The following is a 26,980-nucleotide window of genomic DNA, read 5'->3' as shown; positions in this document are numbered from 1 at the left end:
AATAAATGGTGTGGTGCGGCATGCCAAGTTAGGGGGCGCGGGTTAACGGTTATCCAGAACGTAATCGATAGCCTTGGTGAGCTTGGTGACATCCGCGGAGTCTATCGCCGGGAACAGGCCCACGCGCAGCTGGTTGCGGCCGAGCTTGCGGTAAGGCTCGACGTCGAGAATGCCGTTGGCGCGCAGCGTAGCGGCCACTGCGGCGGCGTCGACAGAGTCCTCGAAATCGATGGTGCCGACCACCAGGGAGCGTGCCGACGGTTCGGCCACGAAGGGGGTCGCCTCCGGGCGGGACTCGGCCCAGTTGTACAGAATGGAGGAGTTCTCCGTGGTGCGCTTGACCATGCCGTCGAGACCGCCGTTGGCGTTCATCCACTTCACCTGGTCCTCCAGCATGAGGAGCGTGGCGACGGCCGGAGTGTTGTAGGTCTGGTTCTTGCGGGAGTTGTCTACCGCAGTCTGCAGGTTGAGGAAAGCCGGGATGAAGCGATCGGAGGAGTTGATCTTCTCGATGCGTTCCAGGGCTGCCGGGGACATAGCAGCCAGCCACAGGCCGCCGTCGGAGGCAAAGCACTTCTGGGGTGAGAAGTAGTAGACGTCAGCATCGGACATGTTGACTGGCAGGCCGCCGGCGCCCGAGGTGGCGTCGATGACAACAAGCTGCTCTGCGTTATCGGGGTTGGGGCGGGCTACCGGAACCATAGCGCCGGTGGAGGTTTCGTTGTGGGCCCAGGCGATGATGTCGGCGCCCTCGGCGTCGGCAGCCTTCGGGTCTGGGGCGGTGCCAACCTCGGCTTCGGTGACGAGCGGGGCGTCGAGCCAGGGGGCTCCGGCAGCGGCTTTAGCAAATTTAGAGGAGAATTCGCCGAAGCTTAGGTGCGCTGATTTCTTCTCAATCAGGCCGAAGGTTGCGGCGTCCCAGAAGGCGGTAGCGCCGCCCAGGGAGAGGACAATTTCATAGCCCTCTGGCAGCGCGAACAACTCGGAGAGCCCCTCACGGATGGAGCCGACGAGATTCTTGACGGCTGGCTTGCGGTGCGAAGTTCCAATGATGGTGTCAGCACCGGCGGTGATTGCCTCAATTTGGGCGGGACGGACCTTGGACGGCCCGCAGCCGAAGCGGCCGTCGGTAGGGAGGAGATCTGCTGGCAGGACGAGTTCTGAGTTGCTCATGTGGGCAGTGTAGCCTAGTTTCGTTCGCGCACTAGATACTTTGCCAGGATTGCCAATGTTGGCAGAGTCACAAGTTTTGCTAAAGTGTGAAGAGGTTTAGTCTTGTTGCGCCGGCCTTGGCCGGCGTTGAACATTGAGGAAAGGAAAACACGTGGCATCTGAAAACAACAAGGTTGTACTGCAGTACCCCGGCGGCGAGTACGAGATGGACATTAAGCAGTCCACGGAGGGTGACTCCGGCTTCGATATCGGCAAGCTCCGTAACGAGACCGGCCTCGTTACCTTCGACCCGGGTTATGCGGCTACTGGTTCCACCGAGTCCAAGATCACCTTTATTAACGGTGAGGAAGGCATCCTCCGTCACCGTGGCTACGACATCGCGGATCTCGCTGAGAACGCCACCTTTAACGAGGTGTCCTACCTGTTGATTAAGGGACACCTGCCGACCGAGGACGAGCTGTCGAAGTTCAACACTGATATCCGTCACCACACCCTGCTGGATGAGGATTTTAAGGCCGCCTTCAATATCTTCCCGCGCGACGCGCACCCGATGGCCGTTCTTGCCTCTTCCGTTAACATTCTCTCCGCTTACTACCAGGATCAGCTCAACCCGCTGGATGAGAAGCAGCTGGATAAGGCAACCGTCCGCCTGCTGGCCAAGGTGCCGATGCTGGCCGCTTACGCTTACCGTGCATCCCAGGGCAAGCCCTACATGTACCCGGATAACAAGCTGAACGCTCGCGAGAACTTCCTGCGCATGATGTTCGGTTACCCGACTGAGGAGTATGAGGTCGACCCGATCGTGGCCAAGGCTCTGGATAAGCTCCTTATCCTGCACGCTGACCACGAGCAGAACTGCTCCACCTCCACCGTTCGCATGATTGGCTCCGCGCAGGCCAACCTGTTCGTCGCCATCGCCGGTGGTATCAACGCCCTGTCCGGCCCGCTGCACGGCGGCGCGAACCAGGCCGTTCTGGAGATGCTTGAGGATATCCAGAACAACCACGACGGCGACGCCACCGACTTCATGAACCGCGTGAAGAACAAGGAAAAGGGCGTTCGCCTCATGGGCTTCGGCCACCGCGTGTACAAGAACTACGACCCGCGCGCGGCAATCGTCAAGGACACCGCACACGAGATCATCGATCACCTGGGCGGCGACCCGATGCTGGACCTGGCCATGAAGCTCGAGGAGATTGCGCTGAACGACGACTACTTCGTCTCCCGCAAGCTCTACCCGAACGTGGACTTCTACACCGGCCTCATTTACCGCGCCATGGGCTTCCCGACGGACTTCTTCACCGTCCTCTTCGCCATCGGCCGCCTGCCGGGCTGGATTGCTCAGTACCGTGAGCAGCTTGAGCTCAACACCAAGATCAACCGCCCGCGCCAGATCTACACCGGCGAGACCCTGCGCAAGGTCACCCCGCGCAGCGAGCGCTAAACAATAGCCCATACGCTGCATTTCTAGGGCCGAGCCCCACATCTCCCCTTATACTGGGGAGTGTTGTGGCTCGGCCCACGTGTATGCGGCCAGCAAAGAAGAAAACAGTCCAAGGAGGATAATCCCCAATGGAAAAGCCCGTAATTGAGCCGGCAACGGAGCCTGCTCCCCAGGACCTTGTCATCGAAGACATCGTGGTGGGTGACGGCGCCGAAGCCCAGCCGGGCGGCTTCGTTGAGGTCCACTACGTAGGTGTCGACTATGAGACGAACCAGGAGTTCGACTCTTCGTGGGGTCGTGGTCAGTCGATCGAGTTCCCGCTGACCGGCCTCATCGCCGGCTGGCAAGAGGGCATCCCGGGCATGAAGGTGGGCGGTCGCCGCAAGCTGGTCATCCCGCCGGAGAAGGCCTATGGCCCCGCCGGTGGTGCACACCCGCTGTCCGGCCGCACGTTGACCTTCGTTATCGACCTCATTCGTGCCTAAATCCAAAGCCTAAAGGAATGAAGGGATTGCCTCTGTCCTTCGGGCTGTCGACGCCCTGACCGTCCTGAGCGCCGCGCCTTGTGCGCAGTCGGTCAGGGCTTTGGCGCGTTAAGGGCTGTCCGTGCGAGTAGCGATGCCAGAATCTTGCCCCACAGCGCGCGGGAGTGCGGCACAATGGAAGTCATGAGTGTCCCACAAACCACGTTCAATGATGACCGCGAGATGCCCCTGCTGGGGCTTGGAACCTACAAGCTGCGCGGGGAGGATCTCGTCCGCTCCGTGCGTGAAGCAATCGAGCTGGGCTACCGCCACTTCGACACCGCTACCCTCTACGAGAACGAAGAAGAGCTGGGCCAGGCGTTGCATGACGCCATGAAGGCTGGCGACGTCACCCGCGATGAGCTCTTTATTACCAGCAAGGTTTGGCACGATCACCACGGTAAAGACAAGGTAGGCCAGGCCTTCCGTACATCCCTGGACAAGCTGCAGCTGGATTACCTCGACCTCTACCTCATCCATTGGCCCTGGCCGCAGGGCGGGCTGTACGTGGAGACCTTCGAGGAGATTGCCCGCATGCAGGGCATGGGGCAGATCGCGTCGATTGGCGTGGCTAATTTCTACGAGGAGACCCTGCAGACTCTGATCGATGAGACGGGTATCGTTCCGGTCCTCAACCAGGTGGAGTTGCACCCGGGCTTTACTCAGCCGGAGCTGCGTCAGTTCCACGACAACCACGGAATCGTGACGGAGGCGTGGTCCCCGCTGGCGCGCGGTGTGATCCTCAATAATCCCGAGGTCATCGCCGTCGCTGAGAAGCACGACATCACCCCGGGCCAGGCTGTGCTGGCGTACCTGTTGAGCAAGGGCATTTCCGTCATCCCGAAGTCCAGCCGCCGAGAGCGCCTAGGGGAGAACTTCGCGGCCGCGGAGGTGGAGCTTGCGCCAGAGGATGTTGCCGCACTCGATGCGCTCGACGGTCAGGAAGGTTTTGGCCGCATGTTTAAGGATCCGCGTGAGTTCCCTGGCGCTTAAATAGCCGGGCACAGTCCCAGTGCGAGCGATAGAACCCGCCTTCCACGCTTTGTTTCTCCTTCACCATATTCTTCTTATTCCTTATAAATAGGGATAAATAGGGGAGGGGCGGAGCGGGGAAGGCGGGTTTTGTTGTGCCTTCTGGCAGTGGGCATGCAAGGGGTGTGAGGGTGCTCTGAGGGATGCCGCAGGGGGCGAAGATCTGCACAATGGCTGCGAAGTTTCGCTTTGCTAAATTAGATTCACTGTTTGGAGTTTCCTGTGGGGGTGTTGGCAACGCGATAGAAATCCCATGTCATCGCTGGGGGAGGGGGTAATAAAAGTGTGCGTTATTAACTTTTCTTGGCAGGATTTACAACCTTGCAAGAGAGGTTAGGTAACTTACTGGGCAAGGCAAAACGTGACTGAAGACACTGTAGTAAGTCTCTCACCGCGGTTTGTGGAGAAAAGATTCCCTTGTAAGGAGAGCGACATGACTGACGCACCTGCTTCGATTGACTCGCGCCGCGAACCGACGCCGCAAGAGTTCGTCGAGATGCGCGATAGCTCGCAGTTTGCGAAGCTGCGCGGCACATACCGCAAGTTCACCTTCCCCATGACAGTGGCGTTCTTTCTGTGGTACGTCCTCTACGTGCTGGCCGCAGTTTTTGCGCCCGACTTCATGGCCATCGAGCTTGGCGGCGGTTGGAACGTCGGCCTTATCTTCGGCTTGGCTCAGTTCCTGACCACCTTCATCATTACGTACATCTACGTCAATTACGCCAACAAGAACATCGAGCCGCAGGCGGCGGCTATTCGCCAGGAACTGGAGGGCTAAACCATGCAGACCATTATCTTGGCCCAAGCGGAATCCTCCGCTGGCAATCCGATTTTGAACATTGCGGTCTTCGCCGCCTTCCTTGTCGTCACCATGTACGTGGTGCTGCGTGCCGGTAAGTCCACCAAGGAAGCCTCTGACTTCTACACCGGTGGTGGTAGCTTCTCTGGCCGCCAGAACGGCCTAGCTATTTCCGGTGACTACCTCTCCGCCGCGTCCTTCTTGGGCATCGTCGGTGCTGTCGCCCTCAACGGCTACGATGGCTTCCTTTACTCGGTCGGCTTCTTCGTTGCCTGGCTCGTCGCCCTGATGCTCGTCGCGGAGCCGATGCGTAACGTCGGGCGCTTCACCATGGCCGACGTGCTGTCCTTCCGCCTCAAGCAGCGCCCGGTGCGCGTGGCGGCCGCGATTTCGACCCTGTTCGTGTCGCTGTTCTACCTCATTGCCCAGATGGCAGGCGCCGGCTCCCTGGTTGCCGTGCTGTTGGACATTCACGAGTTCAAGTGGCAGGCCGTTGTTGTCGGCATCGTGGGCATCCTCATGATCGTCTACGTCCTCGTTGGTGGCATGAAGGGTACGACCTACGTGCAGATGATCAAGGCCGTGCTTTTGGTCACCGGCGTGGTTATCATGTGCATCCTGACCTTCGTCATGCTGAAGGGTGGCTTCAGCACGCTCTTCACCCAGGCAATTGATATGCACGCCAACTCCGCTGCTATCCAGGAGAAGGGTTACGAGGCCTCCCAGATCATGGAGCCGGGCCTGAAGTACGGCAAGAACCTCACCACCAAGCTTGACTTCATCTCCCTGGGTATCGCCCTCGTGCTGGGTGTTGGTGGCCTGCCGCACGTGCTCATGCGCTTCTACACGGTGCCGACCGCGACCGAGGCTCGCCGCTCCGTTACCTGGGCCATCGTCATCATCGGTGCCTTCTACCTCATGACCCTGGTTCTGGGCTACGGCGCTGCCGCCCTCGTCGTCCGGACCGCATCCTCGCCGCACCGGGTGGTGCCAACGCAGCAGCACCGCTGCTCGCCCTCGAAATCGGTGGTTCCATCTTCATGGCGGTCATCTCCGCTGTGGCCTTCGCTACCGTGCTGGCCGTCGTTGCTGGCCTGGCCATCACCGCGTCGGCCTCCATCGCACACGACGTCTACCACTCCGTTATCCGCAACGGCGAGTCCACCGAGGCCGAGCAGGTTCGCGTCTCCCAGATCACCGTGGTTATCCTCGGCATCGTGTCCATCATCCTGGGCATCCTGGCCATGACCCAGAACGTCGCCTTCCTGGTCTCCCTGGCCTTTGCCGTGGCAGCATCCGCCAACCTGCCGACCATCCTGTACTCCCTGTACTGGCGCCGCTTCAACACCGCAGGTGCTGTGGCATCGATGTACACCGGTGTTATCTCCTGCCTGGTGCTCATCTTCCTGTCCCCGGCAGTTTCCGGTACTCCGACCTCGATGTTCCCGAACGCCGACTGGTCCATCTTCCCGCTGTCCTCTCCGGGCCTCGTGACCATCCCGCTGGCCTTCTTCGCCGGTTGGATCGTGTCCATCATGACCCCGCCGGACAACCTGGAAGAGCTGTCCGCCGAGATGGAGGTTCGCTCCCTGACCGGTGTGGGCGTGGAGGCTCCGGTGGACCACTAAGCGCCACCTCAAGCACTACATTCCAGACGGTAGCGGGTAGACTCTAACCTCGTGTTTTACCCGCAGCCTCGTTATAGGGCGGTACCAGCGCGTGCTGGTGCCGCCCTTCTGGCGTGCGTGCTCGGTGCCACGGCCCTTGTTGCGTGCTCGCCTGCGAATGAAGAAGACTCCACGGTGGGGCGCCCAACGCACACCAGCACGGCTACTCCCGGCCCCATCGCGCATAAGAAGGGCGATCCACAACTCGCGGCGGTAGAGGACACCGTGGGGCAATTCCTCAAGGGCGATGACGAGAAGTCAATCACGTACTACCGCATTGAGACAGGCATGCACATGGGCTCACCCACCGAGCACCAGCCGCGCTATGCGCTCAGCCTGATCAAGCTTTACATCGCCGCCTACGTGCTCGAGCACGGTTCCTTCGAGGACAAGTATCTAGCGCTGGACATGATTGCTGATTCTTCGGATGAGAGCGCCGGGAAGCTCTTTGAGAAGTACCCGCGGTCCATCGATGCAATCGCCAAGGAGTATGGGCTGGACTCTACGTCAGCGGGGGAGGATTGGGGTCACTCGATGACCTCAACCTATGACGTGGTGCGCTTCATCGTTCAGCTCTTGGAAGATGATCCGACGCACCCAGTTTTGGTGGCGATGTCTCACGCCGATGCCGTCTCAGCCGATGGCTACCAGCAAAACTATGGCACCGCGAAGCTCAGTGACGTCGTGGGATCAAAATGGGGCTGGTCGGACAGTAAGGACCGACACTCTTCGGTGTCTTTTGGGGAGAACTTTGTTGTGGCTGCCTCCATCGAGGGCTCTGCCGAGGAGCTTACGTCCTACGTGCGCAAGGAAATCACGGGTAAGAACCTCGTGAAGGGAAACAACTTGAACAAAGAGGCGCTGGCCCATCCTGGCGCTAGCACCACGCGCTTGACGACGTCTACCGCTGCCTCCTCCAGCACCTCAAAGCCAGCGTCCTCGACAGAATCGCCGGAACCGGCGTCCTCGACCACGTCGTCGTCCTCCAAGCCGTCTTCTTCGGCAACGAAGACAACGGCGGCGCGGTAGAAACCAGCGCCGCCGCGTGTTGATTAGCCCATGGATTTGCGCACGGTGTTGAGGATATCCACCGCGCCGCGCACCTGGTCATTGCTGATTGACGAGCCAGCGATGTTGATGCCATCGCCGCTGACGCTGGAGCCGCGCCCGGTGGGATCCGGCAGGGAAACATTGGGCAGCGGGATGTCGTCAGGCACTGCCGGGATGTCCTTGACCTTTGGCGGCTCCACAGCACCATCGCCCGGGGTCCACTGGCCCCAGTCGTTGGCATAAACGGTGTTGATATCGCACGTTATGCCGTCGATAGTGGCTTGATTCTTGGCCTTCTGGTGGATGGTGGTGCGCGGGTGGAGCTTTCCGCCAGAGCCCCAGTCGTGCATCCAGTAGAACTGGCCGATGCGGTCGGCAACACACCAGTCGATGACGTTGTAGTTGCCATACACGCCAGTCTGGTAGCCCGCGGCGCTCAGCGCTGCGGAGAAGGCCTTGAGGTAGGGGCGGATCTGGTTCTCGTACTGGGCGCGGGTGGGATTGTCATCGATGGCAATGTAGATGGGGCGCCCGGTCGGCCCGCCCGCAGCCTTGTGGATGGCGATGGCCTGCGGCGCATGGACTGCGGCGCCCGCAGCGCCGTTGAGCCAGTCCGCAGTTTCCGCGCGGCCAAACTGGTAGATGGAAGCGGTCTTGAGGCCTGCCGCTGCGTTGGCCTTGGTCTCCGCCAGGGTGACAGGCTTGCCCTTCATCCATTCGGCGCCGGGGCGGCGTTGGGATACGTAGCGGATGGCGCCGAGGTGGCCGGCTGCCTTGATGGCGCGGGCGGAAGGAACACCGGCAGAGAAGTCGATGATGGTGCCCAAAGCTGGGCCCACGGCGAGAGCAGCGGGCGCCTGGCTACCGATGGCACCGGCGGCCAGCGTGAGAGCACCGGCCTTGAACAGGGAACGACGGGACAAGGACATGGTGTGAATTCTCCTTGGGAGGCGGTGAAGAAGAAAGTTTCCGCAATCACTTTAGTCACAATGGTTAAAAATTGCACCAGGGGTAGCATTTGCTGGGCGCGACGGCAATCCCTTTGTTTAAAGGTGCTTAAGGCTTTGTCGTGCGGAACGTGACGTTAGTGGGATTTTCCACCGTGCGGGAGACGGTGCAGTCCTTTTCTTGGGAGATGCGCACGAGGCGCTCCACCATGGACTGGGCCTGGCGTCCGGCGTCGGTAGCGGGAAAGCGGAGGGAGAATTCCACGTCGACGTCGCTCAGTCGCGAGGCCCCGTCTTCGTCGACGCGGGTGCCTTCAACGTGGACGTCGAAAATCTCCGGCTCTGTGCGGCGCGAGGTGACCACGTCGATGTCCACGGCCGAGCAGCCCGCCACGGCGGCGAGCAGCAACTCAACTGGGCTGAGTAGTCCCTCAGCGCGGCCGAACTCGAGGCTGATTCCTTCGGCATTCGTGGCGCGGTAGTGGCCTGTATCGATGCGGGTGACGTCGACGGAGTATTTCTTGGTGATGTTGCTCATAGCGTCATCCTAGTGATGGTGGGGGAGCCGGGTAGCGGGGGAGGGAGCCGAGATTTGCAAGCCTTAACCGCGTCGTGGTGAGCGGCGGAAAGGTCAGGTAGGTCAATTTGCAAAGTTATCTGATGGGGGCGGGGCTGTGACTCACGTCTCTTTAGATCGGTAATAGTGGTGCAAACAATTTTTCGACCCAAAGGAGTAGTGGCTATGGAAACCGTGGATGCTCGTGACTGGCTAGACAAGCTCGTCGCCCTCACGCACCAAGAGAAGCCTGGCGTGGAAGACGTGGAGAAGGTTTTCGAGCCCGGGGGCTTCTGGCGGGATCTTGCCGCGGTGACGTGGAACCTGCACACCGCCGAAGGTTCGGAAGCCATCGCCGCGATGATCGCTGGCACTGACGCTGCGCTCGACAACCCGGAGATAACAGAGGTGGAGGACGAAGGCAATGGCGTAACGCGGGTCCACTTCACGTGTGAGTCTGCGAACTTCTATGTCACCGCCGTCGCGCGCCTGCGCGACGCTAAGGCCTGGACCTTCCTCACCTCCGCGCGCGAGCTCAAGGATTTCCCGGAGCCTAAGGGGCGCCGCCGCCCGCTGGGCACGGAGCACAAGGTGGTCAAGGGCGCTAAGAACTGGGCGGACCTGCGGGAGGAGCGCCGTGCGGCACTGGGGCATACGGAACAGCCCTACGTCCTCATTATCGGTGGTGGCCAGGGCGGTATCGCGCTCGGGGCGCGCCTGAAGCGCCAAGGTGTTCCCACGCTTATCGTCGATAAGGCGGGCCGCCCCGGCGACCAGTGGCGCGGCCGCTACCACTCGCTGTGCCTGCACGATCCCGTGTGGTACGACCACCTGCCGTACCTCCCCTTCCCAGATGACTGGCCGGTGTTCACCCCGAAAGACAAGATGGGGGACTGGCTGGAGCACTACGTGGGCATCATGGACTTGGATTACTGGACCAATAGCGAGTGCATGAAGGCCTCCTTCGATGAGTCCAGCGGCACGTGGAAGGTCACCGTTCGCAAGGACGGGGAAGAGATTCTTCTGGAACCCACACAGCTGGTTCTGGCCACGGGCATGTCCGGTGTGCCGAATCGTCCCCACCTGGAGGGGCAGGAGAACTTCGCCGGGGAAATCCGGCACTCCTCGGAACACCCGGGTGGCGCAGGCGATGAGGGCAAGGACGTCATTGTGCTGGGCGCGAACAACTCCGCCCACGACATCGCCGCGGACCTCTACGCGCATGGTGCGCGGCCGGTCATGATTCAGCGTTCCTCCACGCACATCGTGCAATCGGACACCCTCATGAAGGATGTCTTTGGCCCGCTCTACTCGGAAGAAGCCGTGGAGGCCGGTGTGGATACGGACAAGGCGGACCTCCTCTTTGCTTCCTGGCCCTACGCTGTGCTTCCCGACGTCCACCGTGAAGTCTTCGATGGCATCCGTGAGGCCGATAAAGACTTTTATGACGGTTTGGAGAAGGCCGGCTTCCAGAACGACTTTGGCGATGACGGCTCGGGTCTTTATCTGAAATACCTGCGCCGTGGTTCGGGCTACTACATCAACGTCGGTGCCAGCGAGCTGGTCATCGACGGCTCGATCCCGGTGAAGTCTGGCGTGTCCATCGCGGAGGTGAAGGAAAAGTCCGTGGTGCTCACCGACGGTACCGAATTGCCCGCCGATGTCATCGTGCTGGCCACCGGTTACGGCTCTATGAATGGCTGGGCCGAGCAGTTGATTTCTAAGGAAGTTGCTGACACCGTGGGCAAGTGCTGGGGCTTGGGCTCGGATACCACCAAGGATCCCGGCCCGTGGGAGGGCGAGCTGCGCAACATGTGGAAGCCCACTCAGGTGCCGCAGCTGTGGTTCCACGGCGGCAACCTGCACCAATCGCGCCACTATTCGCGCTACCTAGCGCTTCAGCTCAAGGCGCGCTATGAGGGGATGGATACTCCGGTCTATGAACTGGCGCCGGTGTACCACACCTCTTAAGGCAGAAGAGCGCAGGCAGGAGCCTGCGGAAGTAGACGGCATTCTCATGAGGGGGCTAAAAGGCGGGTAGTCATTTAAAAGGAAATTCACATTGTGGTCACGCGGTCGCAAACTCCGGGCCATAATCTTTCCTTGTCTCTGTCGGTTGCTCCATGGCTTAAACCATGAAGCAACCTCACTACTTCGTTTTGATAGGAAGATCTATGACTGCTCGCCGCCTGCTCGGCACCGTGGTCACCGTCTCGGTGGCCGGTACGTTCCTCGTCGTCCCTGCCTCTGCTGCCGAACCTGCAGAAGGCCTGGGCTCGCGATTTAGCATCGGCGTGCTGCCGGATACCCAGTTCTATTCCCGTTACTCCACTCCGGAAACGGGCAACCTGGCCCAGGCGCGCTACGGCAGCGAGCCTTTTAAGGCGCAGGTCGAGTGGCTGGTGAAGAACCAGGAAGCGCTCAACATGGACTTCGCTACGCACCTTGGTGACGTGGTGGACCAAGCGGATGTGGAAGGGGAGTGGAAGGTCGCCAATGAGGCCATGAAGGTCCTCGATGATTCCAAGCTGAACTACTCCATCCTGCCGGGCAACCACGACATGATTGAGGACAAGTCGGCGCACCCGTACAACGAATACTTCAGCGCTGAGCGCGCCAAGGACGCTAACCCGGATACCTTCCAGGAGCGCCACACCGCGGTCAACAATGACTCCGAGTACCACATTTTTGAGGCCGAGGGGCAGAAGTACCTGGTCCTGGCGCTGGGCTGGCGCGCGGATGATGCGGCGTTGGACTGGGCGCAGGGCGTTCTCGATGCCCACCCGGATCTGCCGGTCATCCTTACCAGCCACGAGGTGCTCAACATCGATGGCGCCGGCGAGGTCTTCTACTCCGAGGACTACGGTAAGGGCCTGTGGGACAAGTTCATCAAGAAGAACGACCAGATTTTCCTCACCATGGGCGGCCACCACCACGGCGCGGGCTACCGCGTGGATAAGAACGATGCTGGCCACGATGTCATTGGTATCCTGCAGGACTACCAGATGGCATACCAGGGCGGTAACGGCCTGCTCGGCGTGCTTGAGTTCGACCTGTCCGGCAACGAGCTGGAGATGACCGCCCTGTCCCCGTGGGTCGCGCAGAAGCCGGCAAAGGAGCTCACGCAGTTCGACAAGCTCATCCTCGATGGCAAGGGCGATAGCTACCACGTGCCGCTCAACTTCAAGGAGCGCTTCGCTGACTTCGCCCCAGACTGGTCCATCGGCGATGAGAATGACCCGGACCTTGGCCAGAAGGCCCGCGACATCGCTGAGGAAGGCTACACCCCGTACACCATCCCGAAGGATCAGCTTCCGGAGGGGCCGAACGACTTCGTGAAATCCGACAACACCGTCTTCCACTGGCGTCCGGGTCAGACTAAGAACAAGGATGGCAAGCAGCTTAGCGACGGCGACGTGGCCACCGAAGGCGCCATCATTCCGGATGCCTTCGGTGCTGATGGTGCCGGCGACCTCGTTCGCGGGGGTGGTCCTTCCAACACGGGCGAGCGCATCACCTACACCAAGGACCACCACCCGCTGTCCTCTGATTCTGGATCCCTCTACTGGTCCGACCCGGCTGGTCAGGCCGCAATGGCGGAGTTCCGTTCCAAGGAAGGCGCTGAGATCAACAAGGTCGATACTTCCGCGGGCTACACCTTCGAGTCCTTTGTGAAGATTCCGAAGGATTTCAACGGCTCTGAGCACGGCTGGGGCAGTGCGCTCTCCCGCGACTCCAGCATTGCTGAGCTTGTCGACGGCTCCGAGGACACCGACCCCACCGTCATGTTCGGCATCTCCAACCTGCGTGAGCTGCGCTGGTGGGCGGAGCCCAAGGAAGGCGAAGGCTCGACCGTGTGGTCCCACGAGGTGCCCACCGATGAGTGGATGCACATCGCCGTGGTGAACAAGCCGGATTCCGACACCGTTGAGATGTTCATCAACGGCGCACCGATCCTGCGCAACGCCAAGGGCGCTGAAGGTCTCCTCCCGCGCGACCTGCAGTGGGTCATGGGCGCTGGCTTTGATAACCGCAAGCCGCAGGACCCGTGGTACGGCTGGATTGGTGAGACCCGCCTGACCCAGGGCGTTCTGGACTCCGATGAGTGGCTCACCGCCCGCCCTGCCGCAAAGGAGGAAGGGCCGACCACCTCCACCACGACGCCTAGCGAGCCAACCAAGCCCACTGAACCGACTCACACCAACGAACCTTCCGCCGACGACATGGCTGCGGCCTTCTTCGCCGGCTCGAGCCGCGGCGCGAAGATTATTGCTCCAATCCTGGCAGTCATCGCAGTCCTTGGCGGTGCTGCCTACGGCCTCATTCCCACCATCAACCGCATCTTCGGTCTGAACATCCCACAGCCACAGCTGCCGAAGATTCCGGGCCTGAACTAGAGAGCTCAGCCCACTAACCTCCATCCCCCGTCTCACAGTGAGACGGGGGATTTTCTGTTGTGTTGCTACATTTCGCGGCGGTCACTATTTGTTAGAAACGTTGCTTCGATGAAGCGGCTTCGCTGCGTGGCCAACGGCAATCTAGTTATGGACAAACCATTCTGGAATGAGTAGTGTGAAACTTATGGGACGGCCTCGTAAATTCAATGAAAAAGAAGTTCTTGCCGGCGCGATCGCGTTATTTGGCACGAACGGATTCACTGCAGTCTCAGTGGATGATGTGGTGAATCAACTGGGACTTAACCGGTCCAGCTTCTACAACCTTTATGGCTCGAAGCATGGACTGTTTCGTGCAGCAGCTGAAACGGTGTGCGCTGAAGCTGAAGGCGGCCGAGTATCGGATGCGACAAAGGACTTCGTGGTGGTGGCACTGGTTGAGGTGGCGCCAGTCAGTAAGGATTTACGCGAGCTTATCCAGCGGGCTTATGAACTGTGCTTCACGGGCCCGGAATCGTTAGGGCAGCATGCGCTCGCCCGTGCACAAGGACGCAAACACTAAGGGGAGGCATCATGAACAACAAACTCACTCTGACAGAAACAGAACTCATCGTCGAACCACTCGGGCTAGATAAGCTCTGGTCGTTGACCGGCAGTATCAAGGTTCCGTGGGAGCATGTGCGAGGCGCTACCCATGACCCTGGCATGAAGCATGAGCCAAAAGGTTTTCGTGCGCCGGGGCTGCGCAGTGGACAGAAGCTAGCGGGCACCTTCCACGCGGATGGCGGCCGACATTTCTGGAACATTAGCGGCTATGAGAATGCCGTTGTCATCGAGCTTAAAGACGAGCATTTCGATCGGTTCATCGTTTCCTTGGAGAACCCGACTGAATGTGTAGCGCGCATCAACGAAAAGGCTCAGGCCGTCTGAGCCTGACGTGTCCCAGCGTCAGTGCTTGATGTCATTCACGGTAAATGGCAGGCGAAAACTGTGAATTCTCGTCCACTATTCACGGAGAATGACACGTTTAGGCTGAACGGCTCTCGGTTCTGGAGTTAAAGTGCCCCAGGTTTTGTCCTATCTACTCAGTCGGGACAAAACAGGGACACTTCAATCATCACTGACCTGCAGCTCAACCTGACGCAGGCGCAGTGGGTCAACAGCCTCTATGCGGTGCTACTGGCGGAGCTGCTCTGCGACGGGGCAAGATTGCGGATACCTGGGGACGCAAGCGCGCCTTCCTCACCGGCCTGACAATATTCGTGGCAGGCAGCGTATTGGCGGGATTTCCTACCTCGACCGCCACGTGGATCTCCGCGCGCGCAGTACAGGCAATCGGTGCTGCGTTCATCATGCCTTCCACGCTTTCCACGGGTAAACCGTATTCCGCGGCAAATACCGCGCAACAGCCTTTGGTGTGTGGGGCGCGGTAATTTCCGGTGCGGCAGCGGTCGGACCCTTGCCGGTGGTGCACTGACGGAATGGGTGTCCTGGTATTCGCGATTATCGAGGGCCCGACCTAGGCTGGTGGGAGCCCCAATCCTCATTCAGCTTCTTTGGCTGGACCTGGTTCGAAAACGCGGCTATTTCACCGGTTCCGCTAGGGCTCACGGTTTCGGCCGTGGGCTTCGCGCTGTTAATCAGGTCGGAAAAGCACCGCGAGCGGGGTCACCGCTCGGTGCTGTTGTATCTTGAATTGTTTTCTTATTCCACGTTCTCGTGGGACAATATCACCGCTGGTGCGGTAGCAATCGGCGAGTTTGCCATCATCTTCGTGTTGCTGCTGTACCTGATTAATACGTTGGACCTCTGCACGGTGTTGTCTGGCCTGGTGCTGGCAGCCACGGCAATCGGTGCATTCTTCTCCGTTGCAGCAGCCCCCACGTCGCGGCACGGTACGGGGCGCCTGGCACCGTGCTCATTGGGCTCGGCTTGGAAGCCGTCGGCGTCCTTATCCTCGTCCTGCTTATGGGGCCGGATACGAATGGTTGGATCATCGCCGCGCCGCTGACCCTGTACGGCTTGGGCCTAGGGTTCGCCTCCGCGCAGCTGACCGGCACGATGCTGCGGGATATTCCCGTCGATGACTCCGGGCAAGCCTCCGCAACGCAAACCACCGTGCGCCTGGGGCAGTGGTGTGGGCCTTAAGCGAAGGCATGGCCAACGCCGCGCAGTGGTCGCTCGTAGCCGCTACTGCATTCTTCGCTTCGAGCTTTGTCGGTGCACTTAGGGTGCTCCGTGCTGCGGCGGAGAAGGGTGCCCCCGCAAACAACGCCGATCTCGGTGCCCGCGTTAATCGCGTCCCGAACTGATTCTCCACCCGCGTGCTGCTTTGCGTTGCTGCCAGAAGTGACGGTAGATACCGGGGACATCGGAAAGCTCAGAATGCGTGCCTAGCTGGCTGACTTGCCCGTGTTCATCCAAGACTACGATTAGATCAGCAGATTTGATTGTATCCAGCTTATGGGCGATGACAATAAAAGTAGATTGCTCCCGTAGCTCGTCCATCGCAGCAAGAATGTTTGCCTCATTTTCTGCATCGAGCGCGGAGGTCGCCTCATCAAAGAGTACAATCGGCGCTTGCTTGAGAAGCGCGCGAGCTACAGATACACGCTGGCGTTCACCACCGGATAGAAGCCGCCCGCCTTCACCAACAGGAGTATGCCACCCTAGGCGGTTGGCAATAGAAGTCACGCCTGAAAGATCAGCTGCGCGGAAGACTTCCTCATCGGAGGCGTCGGGACGACCAACGCGGATATTAGCGATTAACGAGTCGTCGAAGAGGTAGACATCCTGAAAAACCATGGACAGTCTGGACATTAACTGTTCGGTTCCAAGCTCGCGGATATCTACGCCGTCAACCATCACCGCCCCGGAATCTACATCCCAGAATCGCGAAATAAGGCGCGCAATTGTGGTCTTTCCGGAGCCAGAAGGACCGACAATGGCGGTAACGGTGCCTGGTCGAGCATGGAAAGCGATATCTACCAATACTGGTTTATCGCCGTATCCAAACGTGACATTACGCAGCTCTACACTTCCCGAACCATCGCCTGGGCGCGGAGTAGTGGGTTCCGGTAGGGAGGGGGCATCGGTGATGAGCTCAGTTTCTGTGAGCGCGATACGGCCGGCATCTAAACCGACGAAAGAAGAACCCAGCTGCTCAAGCGTGCGGGTAAACCTCAAGCTGATTCCGATGATCGCAATTGTTTCTAGTGGCGATAGGGCGCCTTCAACGGCAAGATCCGCGGAGACCATAATGAGAGCCACAATGAAGATCTGCACTACTATGCCGTTGAGTAGCAAAGCTAATGTGGATACCCATAGCTCGCGTATTCGTGCTTTATGGTCGATTTCTAGCGCTTGCTCTAGTGGCGCAAAAACTTGTGATTGTCCTGCCGCGCGCAGGGCTGGTTGACGGTTAGCAAATTCTACGATGCGCTGGGAGAGCTCTTTACTCGGCCCCAGTGCGCGGTTCGATGCTTTCTCACGAATCCATGCAGCCAACTGCATCACCACGAGCGCCAATGGTGCGATGATAAGAAGGACCAAGCCCAGCTTCGGGTTCCAGAAACACGCTCCTACTAACAAGGTGACAAGTGCCGCGCTATCGCGGTATATCGTTCCTTGAATATGCGCAATGGTCTCGGCCGCCACCATAAAGCGATCTGAAACGAGGCGAGATAGGCCGCCGGTATTAGCCGGTACGAACCAGCCGAGCGGTAGCGTTGCTAATTTATCGCCCACAGTCGTGTGCGCGGCTCGGATGAAATCCAAGGCCGTGTGGTAAGAGGCCATGGTTGCGAAAAATCGTAGCGCAAAAGCTACGAGCGCAATTGCCAAAAGCGTCCACATCCATGGTGCGATCGTCGTATCCCCATCGAGTGCCTTTGTAAGTGGCACGAGCGTGAGAACGGCGAGGCCATCAAGCACGCCAACGATAAGCGATAGACAAGCATACCTTTTATTGAGCTTATGGCCTACAGGACTTTGCAGCTTTTTGACACTGCGAGTGAGTAGCGGATCACGAAGACGCGAACTAACAGGCGTAGTGGCATTAGACATGAGAATTATCCTTCATAGGCTTGAGGCAGATTATTTGGTCTGCTCCTTGGATGGACTCCGGCTTGTGGGCGATGACTAAGACGGTCTTGCCTCTGACGAGTGTGGCTAGAGCTGCTTGAATTTCTGCTTCGCAGTCAGGATCAGTTGCCGCAGTAGCTTCATCTAGGATCAAGATTGGGGCATTGGTAATGATTGCCCGGGCAATAGAAATGCGTTGCTGTTGTCCACCGGATAAAGAGGTGTCCTCACCAACAACGGTGTCGAGCCCAGCCGGTAAAGCGCGAATATCAGCAGCTATGTGCGCAGCCTCTGCGGCTTGCCAGATCTCTTCATCGCGGGCTTCTGGGCGTGCAAGGCGAATGTTTTCCCGAATACTCATACGCAGTAAGTGAGGATCTTGTAAGACGAAAGCCACAGTGCGGTACAAACTGTCGAAAGTGAGATCACGGATATCCACGTTGTTGATAGTGATTGTGCCCGAATCTGGATCCTGGAAACGCGCCAACATCGTTGCTGCTGTGGATTTGCCAGACCCGGAGGGGCCAATCAATGCCGTGACAGTGCCTGCATTTAGTTGCGCAGAAAAGTCTTGGAGGACTGGTGTGTCTGGGGCGTAGCTAAAGCTGACCTTATGGAACTCCACCTCCATGTCTTGACTATTGGCGTCGAGGCTCTTTTGGCCTTCTTTCACATGGGAAATTGTCATGACTTCATCAAGGCGCAACGCCGCATTGCCAGCGAGCTGGTAAGACCACATCATTTGGCCGACGGTTTGAATCGTGCCCGGGAGCACCAGCGCAATTAACGTTGTTGCGATGACTTCAGCGACCGTGACATAGCCACCAGCTATCAGCAGGGAACCCACTCCTAGATTGATAAGGATGAGGACAGGAACCGCCACCACAGACTCTGAGATTGCGGAAACACGCAGAAGCGGACGTACCCACTCGTAATAGAATTCCGCGAATTTTTGGGCAGCTTCGCGATATCGAGCGTGGGCTTTGCCAACGGTGCCGAAAGCCTTGACGACGGAAATACCTTCGGAGAACTCCACCGCAGTCGCAGAGACCTCACCCAGATAATTATCCATTTCCGCAGTTTTTGTGCCCATATCTTTCATTGAATATGCTTGGATTGCTAGGAAAATGGGCACAGTGGCAATAGAAAGTAGACCAAGGCGCCAATCCAAGATAAAGGCATAAACCAGAAGCGCGAGGGGCGTAAAGATCGCGGCGACCTTCTCTACAGGAGCATGGGCTGTCAGGGTGTGCAGAGTTAACGTATCGTCCTCGACGGCTTTGCGGACTTTGCCGGAATTAGTCTGGCTAAACCACGAGAGTGGTGCTTTCGCAATAGCGGTAATAATTCGGCGCCGGTTAATCCCCACCAGCTTTGCATCAGCGAAGTGGGTGATTGCAAGGGCAAGGAAATAGAAGAATAGCTGGCCCAAAAATGCAGCAAGTAGCCATTTCACAATGGACGCGACGTCATCAGTATTGCCGTCGATTAGAGCATTTCCCAGTGCCACCAACGCGACGTAGGGTGCTACGGCGAGTACCGAGGATATAAGCGCGAGAAACTGTGCGAAGTAGATGGTTGTTTGCACTGGGGCCAGTAGTTTTTTTAGAGCGACCTGGCCGGCTTTTAGTTTTGCGCGAGCCTCTTCTTCCGGTGACGCACCGTGTGATTCTGGTGCGTGGGTTCCGCTTGATTCTGTGGAACTTTGTTTTAGTTCAGACATTTCTTTCTCAATTCTTGTTGATGTCAGTCATATCGATGATTCTGGTGACTGATTCTTGGATGAATTCGTGGTCATGGGTGATGACGATGACCACTGCTCCGCTTGCTGCAAGAGATCGAAGTAGCGCAGAGATGGATTGCAGTTGGCGCCAGCCCACGCCAGAGGTAGGTTCATCGAAGATGTAGATCGCTGCTTGCTCGGCTTGGGCTGAAGCTATGGCTAAGCGTTGCCGTTGCCCACCGGACAGAGACTGCGGATGCCGTTGGGCCATTCCTGCCAGATCGAGGCGATGGAGAATCTCATTGACATCGATGTGGTCCCGCTTCTTCTTTGCCAGTCCGAGCGTGACTTCTTCTTCGGTGGTGGCTGCGAATAATTGGCGGCCAACATCTTGCATCACCATGTACGCGGCACGTCTGCGGGCAGCCGCTCCGACTCGTTTGCTGTTCAAACGGAGACTACCGCCGCGTTTGGGAGAAGCAAGACCACAAATGATCCTGGCGAGGGTGGTTTTTCCAGCGCCGTTGGGCCCGATTAAGGCGGTGACTTCGCCGCTGGGGAAAAATGCGTGGTCAATGTTTAATACCTCATGTGCGCCATAAGAAAAACAGATGTTGCTTAGCTCGAGTCCGCTCCGCTGGGGATCGGCGTTTTCGAGCGTGGGTGGTACCGGCACGCTCGCGGGCAGGGGAACATGGTGTAAGCTGCGTAGCCCCAATTGTTTGCGTTCGGGTTCGTCTAAGGCATAAAACTCCTGAGCGCGGAAACTCCGCGTTATTTTTCCCTGAGTCAAGTAAATAACTTGGTCAGCGATATCTTTTAAGAAAAAGAGACGGTGATCAGCGATAATGATCGTTGTGCCTAATTCCTTCAAGCGGTGTAGCACGCGTGCAAGAATATCGATGCTTTCCATAGAGAGATTGGACGTGGGTTCATCGAGAAGCACGAGACTGCCCGGGGACACAAGCGCGCATGCGCATGCCATGGTTTGTAACTGCCCACCGGATAATTCTTTGAATCGCCGGCCCCGAAGATCGTTAATGCCTAGTAGCTCGACCGCTGATTGAATCCTCGACTCAATTTCTTTGGGATCTACACCAAGGTTTTCTAGCCCGAAGGCCAATTCTGCATTGACGCTTTCAGTGAAAAATTGTGTCCTTGGATTCTGGAATACTGAGGCGCTGAACTCGATGGCTCGGGACAGCGGTTCTTCCGCAGGGGTAAAAGCCTGGTCATCCTTTATAATAGTGATGGTGCCTAGTAGCTCTCCTGGATTGAAATGGGGGATGAGTCCGTTGATCAACTTGAGTACCGTGGACTTTCCCGATCCGGAATCACCGGTAATCAGTAGACACTGTCCTGGAGAGACAGAAAAAGACACATCAGATACACCTTGAATGCCTGGCCGAGCTCCCAATGGATATGTAAAAGAAACGTTGTGGGCGTCTACACTGGTTGCGATACTGCGTTCGTTCATAAGTGGACCTCCGTGGGAAGCCAGACAGAGGCAACAACGAGGCCCAACCCAGCTAGTGCAGTTGCATCGACAAGCTTGAAGGAAAGATCGGCGGTGGTGGTTGGGCGTGCGGGTCCTCCCAATCCCCGGACAAGAGCAGAGGCAGCGAGCTCATCACCAGCGCGGACGACGGCACCTAATAAGGGGATGATCAACATCGCGGACGATTGTGTGGGCTGTGTGATCCAGCTTTTTACTCCAGGCTGGAGACCCCGAAGGACCATGGCATCGCGGATGGCTTTGGCTTCTGCCACGATGATCGGCAAAACGCGCAGGAATACCGCCGGTGGAATGGTGGCCCAGCCTGGTAAACGCAGGTCCCGCAGTGCTGAGGTCAACGTGGATGGTGTGAGAGTGAGCAAGCCGAATGTGCCGATGGACATGCTGATGACAAAACGGCTTAGCCACGAAAAAATTGCCGCTGAAAAAGCGAAAAATGTGGAGCCAGGAAGCTGTAATAGGCCCCAGTACCCTAGATAGGATAATGCAAAAGCGAACAGGCAAATAAGACCATAGTGTGGTTTTACTGTAGCTAGTGCGATGGAGCTGAAAGCGATAGAAATCAGCAGTGTCGGTAGGTGGCCGTGGCTGAGAGCTACCGCATTGATTACTAGAACAGAAAGCAGCACGGTCCGTGGATCGATCGAAGATCGATGAAGCACGCCCTGTTTTTGCAGGCTCACAGGAGACCAGCGCTTTCAAAGTGTTTGCGGCTGACGCGAACTCCGACCTTTCCTCCGATAAAGCCGACGATGAGCGCACAAATGGCCAGTACTCCAATGGTCCATGGCTGGAAGATATCCGACATGGCATCGGCATATTCTTGACCCATTTGGTCTGCGATATCGACGTAGTAGGAGTCCGTATCCAGAATTAGCGGGATAAAAGGCATAGAAATCCAGACACAGAAGACGCTGTAGGAAATAGGGAAGGATTTGGCAATACTGAGGTGGCTTTTTGTAATAATCAAATCCGCGATAAACCCTAGAATTATGCTTCCCAGCAGGGTCCAGAAGTAGTGTCCGGTGAGCATGAATGCTAGTCCGTTAATACCACCGACGAGGGTGAAAGCACCCATTTTGGGCGTGCGGGCGGCATAAAGCGCTAGCACGATTCCGTTTGCGATTGCCGCGATGAACCATCCAATAAACATGAATTGTGGTCCTGCGAATCCAATCATTCCGCTTACAAAGGTGATTACAAAGTAAAGTGCAGCAAAGATGCCAGCGTTGATGAGATCTCTGGTGTTTAAACGTGCCGTCGACCCACTGGATGAGCTTGCACTCCGTGCGGGCGTAGAGGACTGTTGGGTCATAGTAAACCTCGATTTATGAACAGCAGGAAAGGTAAGGCTTACCTAAGTTAGGTAATACTGTTTATAAAACATTTCAAGTTTTGATCTGAAGATTCACCCTTAATGGGGGTGAATGCAGATAAGTAGACATCAAACCAGACCACGACTACCGACTAAGTACCGACAAAATCGGCACCAACGGCAAGACAACCCTGCGATGGGGAGGCAAACTACGCCGCCTCTACATCGGACGCAGATGGGGCGGGGAACCAATCACCATGGTCTGCATCGACAACCACGTCGACGTCAAAATAGCCATCACTGGGGCACAAATCGCCGCCTACACACTCACCGAAGAAAAGATCTACTACAACTAGAAAGACAACGAACTCAACCCCAGTCGGGGCAACTAAAAATCTCGAGACACCGACCGGAACGATGTCTCGAGACTTCACAGCGTGCCCCAGAGAAGATTCGAACTTCCGACACCGGCTTTAGGAGAGCCGTGCTCTATCCCCTGAGCTACTGGGGCGGGGGTGCGTTGCGCACCTAAGTAAGATTAGCAGCCCTGCTTTAGGCGGCGGTAAATGCGTCGCCTTGGGTCTACTCGCCGGCCAGCTCCGCGTACTTGGCGCGAACCTCGCTGGCGGAAGGGTTGGTGGCGTGAGTGCCGTCGGAGTAGAGGACGGTTGGAACGATGCGATTGCCGTCGTTGACGGATTCAATCCAGGCGTTGATGTCGTCGGTGTTCTCACCTTCGACATCGACGAGCTCATATGGGGTTTCGGTGCGGTCCAGGTTTTTGATCAGCTTTACACAGAACGGGCACCAGTCAGCGAAGAAGATGGTGACGTGCTCAGTGGTTTCGGGGGTAGTTGCCATTATGCAGCAGCCTTTCTGTCGTAGGTGAGGAATCGGTATTTCATGGGCAGCTCGCTCGGGGGCTGGCCGGGAATGGTGAGGTGGCCTGATTCGGAGGTCAGCCAGTCACTATCGGCAGATAGGCTGAATTCTTCCGGAACGCTCGGGGCGAGTACGGCATCTGCGCCGTAGGCATCGCCGACTTGTACACCCATGAGGGTGAGCTCGATTGTATCCACGCGGTCGAGGGCGGAGCTATAAAGTTGGCCACCGCCGATGATCCAGGCGTCGCCGGGCGCGGTTTCGAGTGCGGCGTCGATGCTATCCACCACGGTGGCGCCCGCAGACCACTCGTCGGGCTCGCGGCTGGACAGCACGATGTTCTCCCGGCCCGGCAGCGGGCGGAACTTGGGGTTGAGGGATTCCCATGTCTTGCGGCCCATGATGACGGGCGCGCCCATGGTCACTTCCTTGAAGTGCTTGAGATCCTCCGGCACGTGCCAGGGCATGACCACGCCGTCACCAATGATGCCGTCAAGGGACTGGGCCCAGATTGCGCCCAGCATTAAACGGACACCTGCGCCTTGATGGTGGGGTGAGGGTCGTAGCCGATGACCTCAAAATCATCGAAGTCATAGGAGAACATGTCCTGCACCTTGTGGAGCTTGAGCTGCGGGTATGCACGGGGCTCGCGAGAAAGCTGCTCCTTGACCTGTTCGATGTGGTCGTTGTAGATGTGGCAATCGCCGCCGGTCCAGATGAGCTCGCCCACCTTCAGGCCTGCTTGCTGTGCAAACATGTGGGTCAGCGCGGCATAGGAGGCCAAGTTGAAAGGAACGCCCAAGAACATGTCCGCGGAGCGTTGGTAGACCTGCATGGAGAGTGCACCGTCAGCGACGTAGAGCTGGAACAGCAGGTGGCAGGGCATGAGCGCCATCTTGTCCAGCTCAGAGACATTCCACGCGGAGACCAGGTTGCGGCGGGAATCCGGGTTGTTCTTGAGCGTGTCCAGGGCGGCCTGAATTTGGTCGATGTGCTGGCCATCCGGCGTGGGCCAGGAGCGCCATTGCACGCCGTAGACAGGGCCCAACTCACCGTCCTCATCGGCCCACTCGTTCCAGATGCGGACCTTGTTCTCCTGCAGCCACGTCACGTTGGATTCGCCGCGCAAGAACCACAGCAGCTCACCAATCACGCCGTGGAAGTAGACCTTCTTGGTGGTCAGCAGGGGAAAAGACTCCGCCAAGTTATAACGAAGTTGGGCACCGAACAGGGAGAGGGTACCGGTACCAGTGCGGTCGCCTTTGGGAGCGCCTTCTTCCAGGACGCGGCGCAGGAGGTCCTCATATGGTGTTGTGAGGGCTGAAGAAGCGGTGGGAGTGTCACTCATGATGTCCAAGTGTAGAACGTTGGAGAAATCTTAGGTAGAGCGGTAGGGGTACTGGTGATGAGATTTGTTATTTCGACAGCTGGGCTTGATAAATAACCTCTAGAGCCTCGTCGGTTGGGGTCGCCTGCCATGAGGACGTGGCGCCGGTAAGAATTGAGGGACGGTCCCACAGGTATCTCATTTCTTTCAGTCCTCGGAGGCCCGTGCTGGCAACGCCAGCTACTTTCAGCATCCATGGGTGAATAGTGATGGGGGAGTGTTGGCATCCGGCACGTCGAGCAAACTCAGCTTGAGTCAGAGCGGGAGCGCAAGGTGTGGAAATTATTGGGGGTGTCGAATCATCTAAAAGTGCGTCTGCCAACGCTCGTGCAAAGTCTGGAAGATACGTGACCGAGTGTTTAGCGTGTGCGTTAAAAAGAGCAAGGGGACGCTTCTTCCCAATGATGAGCTGATGGTAGACGCATCCGGGGCCGGCATCTGGTCCGTACAGATCGGCCGCGATTACCGAGGTAGTGCGCGAGGGGGAGGCTAAGCGGTTCTCGATTAGGGTCGCTCGAACACCGGGTTTTCCATTGCGAGATCGGGTGAGGGGAGTATCAGGCGAAATCACCTCGTAAGTCTGGTCGAACCCATACATCGATTCGGGGAAGACGACGGGGATGCCTAGTTGGGTGGCTACCTTCAGCACGGTTTCTTCAGCTGGAATGAGTAGGTCGCGCCACTTTTGTGCGTCATATGGGGCGTGGATGCAGTGGGCAATGCCGTCGATCTGGTCTGGGTAGGCGTCACTGTATGTTGCGTCGCCCTTCTTGAAATCAACGTTTTCACTGGTGGCGAATTGGGGCTGTCGCCGCGTCATGATTGTGCATGTGTGCCCTCTTTTTGCGAGTTCACGTGATAGTGCACGGCCAACGGGGCCCGCGCCGGTGATGAGAAAGTGCATTGAGTGTCCTCCACTCTTATTAGTGACTGGTGCTCTCTAAGGCTATAGGTGCACTCGGCTACCGTCAAGAGCAGTGCTCTCTTTTGTGTTGATATAGTTTTCATATGTCGATGACACCAAGAGCGCGTGCTCGCGAAGAGACGATGTCGCGCATTGTTGAGCTCGGACGAAAGCAGCTTGATGCAGGTGGCCCAGAAGCCTTGAATCTGCGTGCAATTGCTCGTGATTTGGGGATAGTTTCTTCGGGTATCTACCGCTATGTGCCCGACAGGGCCCACCTATTAACGATGCTGATTATCGATGCGTTTGAAGCGCTCGATGGCGCCGTTGCCCAAGGAGTGGGTGCGGCCACTGGGACGCGAGCTAAATTCGTGAGCCTTGTGGCCGCTATGAGGATGTGGGCTTTGAAATTTCCTCAAAGGTGGGCGCTTATTTACGGCACGCCCATCATTGGATACGAAGCGCCCGCCTCAGAAACAACGGGTGCGGGTACAAAAGTTAGTCGGCGACTAGCCGTTTTGTTAACTGAGACCTCGGTTAAAGAGTTAGAACCGCGTTCCTCTCAGCTCTCGCAAGACCTTGCGGCGGCATCTGATGAGCTTGATGTGGAACTTCCCGCTGACGTCATGGAAAAGGCGCTTGAGGCGTGGATACAGATAATTGGCGTGATTAATGCCGAGGTTTTCGGTTACCTCGGCAAAGACACACTAAATGACTACCACGAGTTTCATGCTCGAATGGTTGCTCGTCTTGCAGACGAGTTGGGACTTTGACTTAGCGGCGCTGCGTAGGAGGGGAACACCACACAAGAAACCTAGTACCCGCCGTTGGCCTCCGCGTAGGCGGCGGCGTGCTCCAGAATCTCGTCTGCCAGCTCGGGGCGGCAGATCAAAAGATCCGGAATGAAGGTGTCTTCGTTGTTGAATTTAATGGGGGAGCCGTCCAGACGCGAGCAGTGCAGGCCCGCAGCCAGAGCCACGCCCACCGGGGCGGCCTGGTCCCATTCGTACTGGCCACCGGCGTGGATGTAGCCGTCATAGTCACCGAGCAGCACGTGGATGGCCTTCGCGCCTGCGGAGCCCGCGCCGACGGTCTCAAATCCCATCTTCTCCGCGACGTAATCCGCCACCTTCGGCGGGCGGTTGCGGGAAACCACGAATTTCTTGGACAGCGGGCCGGTCACCGCGCGTACGTCGGAGGACTTAAAGGTCACGCCCATGTCCGGCATGCCAACTGCCGCGTGGGTAGGGGTGCCGTTTTCGACCAGCGCGATGTGAACGGCCCAGTCCTGGCGGCCGGTGGCGAACTCCTTGGTGCCGTCGAGCGGGTCAATGATCCACACGCGTTCCTTCTTCAAGCGGCTCAAGTCATCGGCAGCTTCCTCCGACAGGACGCCATCCTGCGGACGGTGCTGCTCAAGGACGCGGGCGATCCATTCCTGAGCGGCTTCATCGCCGGCATCACCCAGCGCCAAGCCGCGCAGCAGGCCACCGTTGCGCACGCCTTTGAGGATCTCGCCACAGCCATCGGCGAGGGAGTTGGTCAGACGGGAATCAGAAATCTCAACGGTCATAGTGACCAGAT

Annotated in this window: 25 protein-coding genes, 1 tRNA gene and 2 pseudogenes; 14 read left to right on the top strand and 14 right to left on the bottom strand. The window is 58.0% G+C overall.

The features are described from left to right. Positions 1 to 42 precede the first annotated feature (42 nt). On the bottom strand, positions 43 to 1,173 hold the full coding sequence (gene serC / locus FME68_RS05145) for a phosphoserine transaminase (RefSeq protein ID WP_070545057.1): 1,131 nt from the start codon (positions 1,171 to 1,173) through the stop codon (positions 43 to 45). A gap of 151 nt (positions 1,174 to 1,324) precedes the next feature. Between serC and FME68_RS05140 the strand changes: the two genes are divergently transcribed. The 6 genes and pseudogenes from FME68_RS05140 to FME68_RS05115 all read left to right on the top strand — a co-directional run bounded on the left by FME68_RS05140 (position 1,325) and on the right by FME68_RS05115 (position 7,668). Then, a complete protein-coding gene (locus FME68_RS05140) occupies positions 1,325 to 2,617 on the top strand; it encodes a citrate synthase (RefSeq protein ID WP_083306669.1) in 1,293 nt (430 codons plus the stop codon). 128 nt (positions 2,618 to 2,745) lie between these two features. After that, positions 2,746 to 3,102 (top strand): FKBP-type peptidyl-prolyl cis-trans isomerase, encoded by a 357-nt coding sequence (locus FME68_RS05135; protein ID WP_010187736.1) that lies wholly within the window; start codon positions 2,746 to 2,748, stop codon positions 3,100 to 3,102. Positions 3,103 to 3,276: 174 nt separating this feature from the next. Then, entirely contained in the window at positions 3,277 to 4,134 is an 858-nt protein-coding gene (locus FME68_RS05130) for an aldo/keto reductase (protein ID WP_158396424.1), read from the top strand. A gap of 472 nt (positions 4,135 to 4,606) precedes the next feature. Next, the gene (locus FME68_RS05125; protein ID WP_046647301.1) at positions 4,607 to 4,951 is read left to right on the top strand and encodes a DUF485 domain-containing protein; all 345 of its coding nucleotides are present in this window, start codon (positions 4,607 to 4,609) and stop codon (positions 4,949 to 4,951) included. Between the two features lie 3 nt (positions 4,952 to 4,954). Continuing rightward, a pseudogene (locus FME68_RS05120) lies at positions 4,955 to 6,600 on the top strand (monocarboxylic acid transporter). A gap of 51 nt (positions 6,601 to 6,651) precedes the next feature. After that, the gene (locus FME68_RS05115) at positions 6,652 to 7,668 is read left to right on the top strand and encodes a hypothetical protein (protein WP_046647302.1); all 1,017 of its coding nucleotides are present in this window, start codon (positions 6,652 to 6,654) and stop codon (positions 7,666 to 7,668) included. Positions 7,669 to 7,691: 23 nt separating this feature from the next. On the opposite strand, the gene FME68_RS05110 is transcribed toward FME68_RS05115, so the two are convergent. After that, on the bottom strand, positions 7,692 to 8,618 hold the full coding sequence (locus FME68_RS05110) for a DUF1906 domain-containing protein (RefSeq protein ID WP_046647303.1): 927 nt from the start codon (positions 8,616 to 8,618) through the stop codon (positions 7,692 to 7,694). Between the two features lie 127 nt (positions 8,619 to 8,745). Continuing rightward, positions 8,746 to 9,174 carry an OsmC family protein gene (locus FME68_RS05105; protein WP_046647305.1) on the bottom strand — a complete coding sequence of 143 codons (429 nt, stop codon included), beginning with the start codon at positions 9,172 to 9,174 and terminating at the stop codon, positions 8,746 to 8,748. 204 nt (positions 9,175 to 9,378) lie between these two features. On the opposite strand from FME68_RS05105, the gene FME68_RS05100 reads away from it, so the two are divergent. The 6 genes from FME68_RS05100 to FME68_RS05075 all read left to right on the top strand — a co-directional run bounded on the left by FME68_RS05100 (position 9,379) and on the right by FME68_RS05075 (position 15,734). Continuing rightward, positions 9,379 to 11,163, top strand: coding sequence for a flavin-containing monooxygenase (locus FME68_RS05100; RefSeq protein WP_070718667.1), 1,785 nt, complete (start codon positions 9,379 to 9,381; stop codon positions 11,161 to 11,163). Positions 11,164 to 11,366: 203 nt separating this feature from the next. Continuing rightward, complete coding sequence (locus FME68_RS05095) at positions 11,367 to 13,589, top strand: LamG-like jellyroll fold domain-containing protein (protein WP_158396422.1); 2,223 nt, start codon at positions 11,367 to 11,369, stop codon at positions 13,587 to 13,589. 184 nt (positions 13,590 to 13,773) lie between these two features. Then, entirely contained in the window at positions 13,774 to 14,148 is a 375-nt protein-coding gene (locus tag FME68_RS05090; RefSeq protein WP_230308896.1) for a TetR/AcrR family transcriptional regulator, read from the top strand. An 11-nt stretch (positions 14,149 to 14,159) separates the two neighbouring features. Continuing rightward, positions 14,160 to 14,516 (top strand): hypothetical protein, encoded by a 357-nt coding sequence (locus FME68_RS05085; protein ID WP_070517041.1) that lies wholly within the window; start codon positions 14,160 to 14,162, stop codon positions 14,514 to 14,516. 221 nt (positions 14,517 to 14,737) lie between these two features. Continuing rightward, entirely contained in the window at positions 14,738 to 15,019 is a 282-nt protein-coding gene (locus tag FME68_RS13395) for an MFS transporter (RefSeq protein ID WP_118779515.1), read from the top strand. Between the two features lie 481 nt (positions 15,020 to 15,500). Then, positions 15,501 to 15,734, top strand: coding sequence for a hypothetical protein (locus FME68_RS05075; RefSeq protein ID WP_070517043.1), 234 nt, complete (start codon positions 15,501 to 15,503; stop codon positions 15,732 to 15,734). Positions 15,735 to 15,878: 144 nt separating this feature from the next. Here the strand turns inward: FME68_RS05075 and FME68_RS05070 are convergent, their stop codons facing one another. The 5 genes from FME68_RS05070 to FME68_RS05050 are packed head-to-tail and all read right to left on the bottom strand — an operon-like array spanning position 15,879 to position 22,223. Next, the gene (locus tag FME68_RS05070) at positions 15,879 to 17,651 is read right to left on the bottom strand and encodes an ABC transporter ATP-binding protein (protein ID WP_158396420.1); all 1,773 of its coding nucleotides are present in this window, start codon (positions 17,649 to 17,651) and stop codon (positions 15,879 to 15,881) included. Next, entirely contained in the window at positions 17,644 to 19,392 is a 1,749-nt protein-coding gene (locus FME68_RS05065; RefSeq protein WP_012714929.1) for an ABC transporter ATP-binding protein, read from the bottom strand. Before FME68_RS05065 ends, FME68_RS05070 begins: the two co-directional genes overlap by 8 nt. A gap of 7 nt (positions 19,393 to 19,399) precedes the next feature. Beyond that, positions 19,400 to 20,869, bottom strand: a complete 1,470-nt coding sequence (locus FME68_RS05060) for an ABC transporter ATP-binding protein (protein WP_070517049.1) — start codon at positions 20,867 to 20,869, stop codon at positions 19,400 to 19,402. Next, the gene (locus tag FME68_RS05055; RefSeq protein ID WP_010187692.1) at positions 20,866 to 21,591 is read right to left on the bottom strand and encodes an energy-coupling factor transporter transmembrane component T family protein; all 726 of its coding nucleotides are present in this window, start codon (positions 21,589 to 21,591) and stop codon (positions 20,866 to 20,868) included. The genes FME68_RS05060 and FME68_RS05055 overlap by 4 nt, the downstream gene beginning before the upstream one ends. After that, complete coding sequence (locus FME68_RS05050; RefSeq protein ID WP_049155193.1) at positions 21,588 to 22,223, bottom strand: MptD family putative ECF transporter S component; 636 nt, start codon at positions 22,221 to 22,223, stop codon at positions 21,588 to 21,590. Before FME68_RS05050 ends, FME68_RS05055 begins: the two co-directional genes overlap by 4 nt. Positions 22,224 to 22,363: 140 nt before the next feature. Between FME68_RS05050 and FME68_RS05045 the strand changes: the two are divergent. Continuing rightward, a pseudogene (locus tag FME68_RS05045) lies at positions 22,364 to 22,640 on the top strand (IS481 family transposase); the annotation flags it as partial. A gap of 21 nt (positions 22,641 to 22,661) precedes the next feature. Here the strand turns inward: FME68_RS05045 and FME68_RS05040 are convergent. The 5 genes from FME68_RS05040 to FME68_RS05020 all read right to left on the bottom strand — a co-directional run bounded on the left by FME68_RS05040 (position 22,662) and on the right by FME68_RS05020 (position 25,396). Further along, positions 22,662 to 22,734 (bottom strand) — tRNA-Arg (locus FME68_RS05040). A 71-nt stretch (positions 22,735 to 22,805) separates the two neighbouring features. Further along, complete coding sequence (locus FME68_RS05035; protein ID WP_049155191.1) at positions 22,806 to 23,084, bottom strand: glutaredoxin domain-containing protein; 279 nt, start codon at positions 23,082 to 23,084, stop codon at positions 22,806 to 22,808. After that, positions 23,084 to 23,629, bottom strand: coding sequence for a dihydrofolate reductase (locus FME68_RS05030; protein ID WP_049155189.1), 546 nt, complete (start codon positions 23,627 to 23,629; stop codon positions 23,084 to 23,086). The genes FME68_RS05035 and FME68_RS05030 overlap by 1 nt, the downstream gene beginning before the upstream one ends. Then, positions 23,629 to 24,453, bottom strand: a complete 825-nt coding sequence (locus FME68_RS05025; RefSeq protein WP_102233738.1) for a thymidylate synthase — start codon at positions 24,451 to 24,453, stop codon at positions 23,629 to 23,631. The genes FME68_RS05030 and FME68_RS05025 overlap by 1 nt, the downstream gene beginning before the upstream one ends. Before the next feature lie 67 nt (positions 24,454 to 24,520). Further along, positions 24,521 to 25,396, bottom strand: coding sequence for an NAD-dependent epimerase/dehydratase family protein (locus tag FME68_RS05020; protein ID WP_049155185.1), 876 nt, complete (start codon positions 25,394 to 25,396; stop codon positions 24,521 to 24,523). A gap of 104 nt (positions 25,397 to 25,500) precedes the next feature. On the opposite strand from FME68_RS05020, the gene FME68_RS05015 reads away from it, so the two are divergent. Continuing rightward, positions 25,501 to 26,169 carry a TetR/AcrR family transcriptional regulator gene (locus tag FME68_RS05015; protein ID WP_049155183.1) on the top strand — a complete coding sequence of 223 codons (669 nt, stop codon included), beginning with the start codon at positions 25,501 to 25,503 and terminating at the stop codon, positions 26,167 to 26,169. Positions 26,170 to 26,210: 41 nt separating this feature from the next. On the opposite strand, the gene FME68_RS05010 is transcribed toward FME68_RS05015, so the two are convergent. Next, on the bottom strand, positions 26,211 to 26,969 hold the full coding sequence (locus tag FME68_RS05010) for a 3'(2'),5'-bisphosphate nucleotidase CysQ (RefSeq protein ID WP_180963859.1): 759 nt from the start codon (positions 26,967 to 26,969) through the stop codon (positions 26,211 to 26,213). Positions 26,970 to 26,980 lie beyond the last annotated feature (11 nt).

It is taken from the genome of Corynebacterium hiratae, from assembly GCF_009708045.1.
Classification (GTDB): Bacteria; Actinomycetota; Actinomycetes; order Mycobacteriales; family Mycobacteriaceae; genus Corynebacterium; species Corynebacterium hiratae.
Note: the sequence above shows the minus strand (reverse complement) of the source record. Positions and strands in the feature narration are given on the sequence as shown.